4 protein-coding genes are annotated in these 6,790 nt (G+C 28.7%); 3 read left to right on the plus strand and 1 reads right to left on the minus strand.

What is annotated here, in order from left to right; all coding sequences use genetic code 11:
- Positions 1–241 precede the first annotated feature (241 nt).
- Positions 242–2,503: a DNA helicase PcrA gene (pcrA, locus tag B3630_RS09735; protein ID WP_346897666.1), complete on the plus strand. Its 2,262-nt coding sequence runs from the start codon at positions 242–244 to the stop codon at positions 2,501–2,503.
- A 138-nt stretch (positions 2,504–2,641) separates the two neighbouring features.
- Positions 2,642–4,639, plus strand: a complete 1,998-nt coding sequence (gene ligA / locus B3630_RS09740; RefSeq protein ID WP_346897668.1) for an NAD-dependent DNA ligase LigA — start codon at positions 2,642–2,644, stop codon at positions 4,637–4,639.
- 140 nt (positions 4,640–4,779) lie between these two features.
- On the opposite strand, the gene B3630_RS09745 is transcribed toward ligA, so the two are convergent.
- On the minus strand, positions 4,780–5,049 hold the full coding sequence (locus tag B3630_RS09745) for a hypothetical protein (protein ID WP_150845066.1): 270 nt from the start codon (positions 5,047–5,049) through the stop codon (positions 4,780–4,782).
- Positions 5,050–5,194: 145 nt separating this feature from the next.
- On the opposite strand from B3630_RS09745, the gene B3630_RS09750 reads away from it, so the two are divergent.
- Positions 5,195–6,790 carry an ABC transporter substrate-binding protein gene (locus B3630_RS09750; protein ID WP_346897670.1) on the plus strand — a complete coding sequence of 532 codons (1,596 nt, stop codon included), beginning with the start codon at positions 5,195–5,197 and terminating at the stop codon, positions 6,788–6,790.

Consider the following 6,790-nt stretch of genomic DNA (forward strand, 5'->3'; position numbering starts at 1 on the left):
TGACTTAGGGTACATTTTAAAGAGAGTAAGACTTTTTCAATTTAATCAACATATTAGCAATTAAAATAATGACAATATAAGGTTATGATGTAGTAACCTCTTGAGTAATTAGTTATATGTCGTTTATAAATTCATAGTATATGGTATAATAAAGAATAGGTTAAATATCCATAGTATAGTATTATAGGATAAGGAAGATTAATAAATTACATTAGATAACTATAAATTTAGGAGTGATTAGATGGATTTACAAAAGCTATTAAACAAGGAGCAATACGAAGCAGCTATTACCGTAGAAGGCCCCTTGTTAATTTTAGCAGGTGCAGGATCAGGAAAGACTAGGGTTCTTACTTATAGAATGGCACATATGATAAATGATTTAAATATATATCCCTCACAGATTTTAGCTTTAACTTTTACAAATAAAGCAGCAGGAGAGATGAAGGAAAGAGTTAAATTATTAGTAGGAGATATAGTTGATACAATGTGGGTTTCAACTTTTCACTCTAGTTGTGTAAGAATTTTAAGAAGAGAAATTGATAAGTTAGGATACAATAAAAATTTTACTATATATGATAGTTACGATGCTAAATCACTAGTAAAGCAGTGCATGAAAGAACTTAATATCAATGATAAAGACATAACTGATGGAGAAATTATCTCAAAAATTTCCGATGCTAAAAATAAATTAATATCTGCAAAAAAGTTTAAAAAAGAAAATGAAGGAAACTTTCGAATGAATAAGATAGCAGATGTTTATCTAACCTATGAAAAGAAATTAAAAACTACAAATTCTTTGGATTTTGATGATCTAATTTATTTAGTTGTTAAACTGCTTAAAGAAAATGATGAGGTTAGAGAGTTTTATAGAAGAAAATTTAAATATATTCTTGTAGATGAGTATCAAGATACTAATAAATGTCAATATGAATTGATAAAGCTTTTAGTTAATGAAAATGAAAATATATGTGTAGTTGGAGATGACGATCAATGTATTTATGCATGGAGAGGTGCAGATATAAATAATATATTGGACTTTGAAAAGGACTTTCCAAGAGCAAAGGTTATTAAGTTGGAGCAAAACTATAGGTCCAAATCAAACATATTAGAGGCTGCTAATAAGGTTATAACAAATAATGCGCAAAGAAAAGATAAAGTATTAAGAACTGAAAGTGAATCTGGAGAAAAGTTAAAAGTATACAGAGCCTATAGCGACATAGATGAAGGAAACTTTGTAGCAACTCAAATTAAAAGAATGATAAGAGAAGAAAATAGAAGCTTAAAAGATTTTGCTATACTTTATAGAATGAACTCTCAATCGCGTATATTTGAGGAAGCCTTTAGAAGGAATGAGATAACCTATAAAATAGTAGGGGGACTCAGATTCTATGAAAGAAAAGAAATTAAGGATATTATGGCTTACTTAAAAGTGATAAATAATCCTCTTGATGATATAAGTTTAAAAAGAATTATAAATGAGCCTAAAAGAAGTATTGGAGACACAACCATAGCTAAGGTACAGGAATTTGCAGCAGAAAATAATATATGCATGTATGATGCACTTTTAGATGCAGAATTTATACCAAATCTTTCTGCAAGAGCTATAACATCTATAAATAAATTTGTGAGCTTAATGAATACTCTTATAGTGGATGCAGAGAATATAAGTGTACCTGAACTAATTGAGGATATTTTAGATAGAAGTGGATACATGAAAATGCTTAAATGCTCTAGTAGTGCCGAGGATGAAAGTAGAATAGAAAACTTAAAGGAACTTGTATCTGATGCTGTAGTCTTTGAAAATTCTTCACAAGATAAATCCTTAAGTGCCTTTTTAGAAAAGGTAACTTTGGTTTCTGATATAGATAATTTAGATGAAGAGAATAATGCAGTAGTAATGATGACTGTTCATAGTTCAAAAGGACTTGAATTTCCGGTAGTTTTCTTAGTTGGAATGGAAAATGGAATATTTCCAGGCATGGCTTCTTTGAATAATTTTAATGAGATGGAAGAATCAAGAAGACTTTGCTATGTTGCCATTACAAGAGCTGAAGAAATGCTATATATATCATCGGCAGAGCAGCGAATGGTATTTGGTAGAACTGTGGGATATCCTATATCAGACTTCATAAGTGAAATACCTAAGGAATTAAAATGTGATTTGAATGATGATGGAGGAACTCAATCTAGAGGAAATTTTGATAATATTAACAATAAAGTAAATAATAAAGTTAATAATAATCCTCACTCCTTTAGAAGTGGTTTTTATAATTCAAAGAAACCTATGGCTTCAAGTGAAATTAGTGGTATGGAATGTGGAGTTGAAAAATGTGCAGCTAAAGAAGAACTTACTATAGGGGTAAAAGTAAGACATGGTAAATTTGGAGTGGGAACTGTAGTATCTATATCCTCAGACAATGGAGAAACTATAGTTACTATAGCTTTTAACAATATGGGAATCAAAAAGCTTATGCTTAATAAGGCAGGTCTTGAACTAGCTTAATATAGTGTAAGAAAGCCACGAAGACAGCAGAATAAGTTTATTATAGGCTATGTTTTAGATGTTAATAAAACATAGCCTATAATTAAATTTTAAATATATATAGGAGCTATTTTAAAGTTAATAGGAGGAAGCGTTATAATGAGTAATGATAAGCGCAGTAAAATGCTAAAGTTAGTAGAGGAGTTAAATAAATACTCCTATGAATACTATGTACTAGATAATCCTATCATATCTGATAAAGAATATGATAAAAAATATGATGAACTTAAAGTTTTAGAAAGTGAACTTGAAGAAGTTTTACCTTATTCACCAACGTTAAGAGTAGGAGATATAGTTTTAGATGAATTTAAAAAATATAAACATAGAGCTCCTCTTTGGAGTTTAGATAAGGCTCAATCCATAGAACAAATTAAGAATTGGCATAATAGAAATATCAAAGTTATAAATGAGTATAATAGTAATCATGAAGAAAAACTACCAAGTGTTAAGTATATTGTTACTAAAAAGTTTGATGGACTTTCTATAAATTTGACCTATAACCAAGAGGGGATTTTAATAGTTGGATCTTCTAGAGGGACTGGAGAAATTGGAGAAGACATTACTAGTCAAGTAAAAACTATAAAATCCATTCCACTCATAATAGATAATCACAGTATAATCGAAGTTCATGGTGAAGCTATTATGACAAAGGAAGCTTTTGAAAACTATAATAAAAATGCCTCTATTCCATTAAAGAACTTAAGGAATGGAGCAGCTGGAGCTCTTAGAAATTTAAATGTAAAGGAGACTGCCAGAAGAAATTTATCTGCTTTCTTCTATGATGTTGGATATAATAAAGGAAATCCATTTAATACGTATACTGAAATGATGAATTTTATAAAAAAAATGGGATTCCCTATAGATAATTATATGGAAACATGCACTAATATTGATGAGATAGAAAAACAAGTTGAATATATTAATAATATTAGAAACGACTTGAATTATGACATAGATGGGGTAGTTATAGCAATTGATGATATAAAAACTAGAGAGGTATTAGGATATACAATTAAGTTTCCTAAGTGGGCAATAGCTTATAAGTTTGAAGCAGAAGAAACAACTACTAAGCTTTTGGATGTAGAATGGAATGTAGGTAGAAGTGGAAGAGTTAGTCCTACTGCAATTCTTGAGCCAGTAGAATTAGGTGGTGTAACAGTTAAAAGAGCTACTTTGAATAACTTAGATGATATTCAGCGTAAGGGAGTGAAAGTTGGAGCTACAGTATTTGTTAGAAGATCTAATGATGTAATTCCGGAAATAATGGGAGTAGTAGAGGAGTCATTAGAAAGAAGTATTTCTATTGAAGAGCCTAAAGTATGTCCTAGTTGTGGGGAAGAACTATTTAGAGATGGAGTGCATTTGTTTTGTGAAAACACCTTAGCATGTAAGCCTCAAATGGTAAAAACTATAGTTCACTACGCTGGCAGAGAAGCTATGAATATAGCTGGATTTAGTGAAAAAACTGCTGAACAGTTATTTGAAAAACTTGGAATAAAGTCCGTAGCAGATTTATATAGAATAAAAAAAGAGGAATTAGTTGGATTAGAAAAATTTGGAGATAAGAAAGCTACAAATCTTTTAACGGCATTAGAGAATAGTAAAGAATGTGAATTATCTTCATTTATATATGGACTAGGTATTCCTAATGTAGGTAAAAAAACAGCTAAGGATTTATCAAAGAAATTCAAAACTTTAAAAAGTATTGAGAAAGCATCCTTTGAAGAATTAATATCAGTTCCTGATATAGGAGATATAGTTGCAAAAAATATAGTTGAATTCTTCTCATTAGATAAATCTAGAGAAACAATAAATGAGCTATTAAAATTGGGTGTAACTCCAAGGGAGGAACAAGTTCAGCAAATAGATGAAAATCCTTTTAAAGATAAAACCATTGTAGTTACAGGAAGTTTAAAAGAATTTTCAAGAAATGAAATTAAAGATAAATTAGAAAGTTTCGGTGCAAAGGTAGCAGGTTCTGTAAGTAAAAAAACAGACTTTGTTATAGTTGGAGAAGACCCAGGTTCTAAGTATAATAAAGCTATAGAATTGGGAATTAGAGTAATTTCTGAAGAAGAGTTTAAGGGAATGATTTAAAGTAGAAAGCATTAGCTCCATGGAGTTTTTATCCATGGGGCTAATTGCTATAGTAAATAATTTGTATTGTACTATACATCTAATCAATATAAATTTTTCTGTTGATTAGGAGTATCATCCATAACTAAATAATTATTATTCTAGATAGTAGAGTCAGAAGTACTATCTAAACGCTCTGAATTAGAGTTTTCATCAATTATTTCAGATTTTTGTTGTTGTTCCTTTTCTTTAGCGTGCATATCTATACATGAAATATTTAATATATGTGAGATTTTTTCAAGTATATAATTACTATATCTCAGCTGGCTATATATAGAATTGAAAACAACAAATCCCCAAATGATTATTATCATAAAAGTTATTAAAGATAAGATTCCTAATATTTTCAATATAATATCTAAGTAAACCATAAGATACCTCCAATTTATTTACACATTATTATAAATATTATATCACATGTTTACAATTGGAAAAGAAGAATTTTGTGTTAACTTGATCAGAATTGTTTATTTTGAAATAAATGAGTAAATAATTTTAAATATAGGAGGTGTTGTGGTGAAGAAAATAATATTTACAGTACTTTGCATTATAATAATTTTAGCGGGTATATCTATTGAGAAAGATAAATTAAATTATGCAAAATATAGTAAAATGGATTATATAACTTACAATATGAATGTAAATCCTGAAGAGTTACAGTTAACAAGAGAAAATACTGTAAGAGATAAAGATTTGCTAATAACACTTTTTGAAGGTTTAGTAAAAGAAGATAATAATGGAGAAATAGTACCAGCACTTGCAAAGGAGATAATAACTTCAGAAGATGGCTTAGAATACACTTTTATATTAAGAGAGGATATATATTATAGCACAGGAGAAAAAATTACTGCAGAGGCAATTAAGAGTTTTTTTAAAAACTTTTTAAGTGATGAAAATAATGTATATGCTAGTAGTTTAGATTGTATATATGGAGCTAAGGAGTTTAGAGAAGGAATTAGTGATTTTTCAAATGTGGCAATAAACGTAAAAGATGATAGTACCATAGCTATTAGACTAAATTATAAAAGCCCTTATTTTATTAATATCATAGCTAACCCGGTATTTAACCTTAGAGATTACGGAACATTGGATAGGTATAAGGAAAATTTTACTTCAATAAGGTATACAGGTCCCTTTGTAATTAAAGATGTAAAGAGTGATGAAATCTATATAGAAAAAAATCAAAAGCATTATGAAAGAACTAAAATTACTGATGAAACTATTAGAATTACATTTTTAAACAGCGAAGAAAATACTTTAGCTATTTTTGAAAAGTCAACGGATACTAATACAGATTATTTTTCAGGTAGTATTGATATAATGATGGATGCTCCTATAAATGAACTTTTAAGATTATCTCAAAATTCAATGGTGAAAAGCTTTAATGGGTCAGCTATATATTATTTAAGTTTTAACCCAGATAAAGAAACTGTTGGTGGAGATGTAAATTTTAGAATAGCTATAAACTCACTTTTATCAAAGGAATACTATTCTCAACTTATATGCAAAGAATTACTTACGCCAGCTACATCCTATGTGATGGAAACAGAAAAAACAGAACAGGCATTCTCGGTTTTTGGAAATACTGAAAAAGCTAAAGAATTCTTTAGCAAGGTTAATATCAATGAAAAGCCTGAAATAAAAGTAATTTTTGAAAAAAATAACTTGAATAAGAGAATTGTTGAAGATTTAAGTATTGATATTAAAGAGTGTACTGATTCAGAAATAGTTTTAAAAGAATATTCTAAAGAAGAATTGAAAAATGCTGTTGAAAAAGGGGATTATGATATAGTATTGCAGAGGTTTGATTTCGGCTATAGAAATCCTGGAGAATATTTTGAGAGTTTCCATAAGATTTCTAATAATAATCTTATATCATCTGAAAATGAAGAATATTACAATCTTATTAATTCTGCAAAATATGAAATGAATGACGAAAAAAGAAAAATTATCTATGAGAAATGTGAAAAAATACTAAAAAATCAGTTAATATCTATACCTATATATAATATTAACAATGTTATTTGCATTAAAGAAGGTATAAGCCAAGTGTATGTAACTACTACTGGAAATATAAGATTAGAAAAAGTTAAAGGGGCTTTCGCAAAATAG

It is taken from the genome of Clostridium sp. UBA7503 (genome assembly GCF_002477055.1).
Classification (GTDB): Bacteria; Bacillota; Clostridia; order Clostridiales; family Clostridiaceae; genus Clostridium_J; species Clostridium_J sulfidigenes.

Bases quoted from the DNA above. Each gene is read 5' to 3' on its own strand.
- pcrA (WP_346897666.1), top strand. From the start codon at position 242: ATGGATTTACAAAAGCTATTAAACAAGGAGCAATACGAAGCAGCTATT.
- ligA (WP_346897668.1), top strand. From the start codon at position 2,642: ATGAGTAATGATAAGCGCAGTAAAATGCTAAAGTTAGTAGAGGAGTTA.
- B3630_RS09745 (WP_150845066.1), bottom strand. From the start codon at position 5,049: ATGGTTTACTTAGATATTATATTGAAAATATTAGGAATCTTATCTTTA.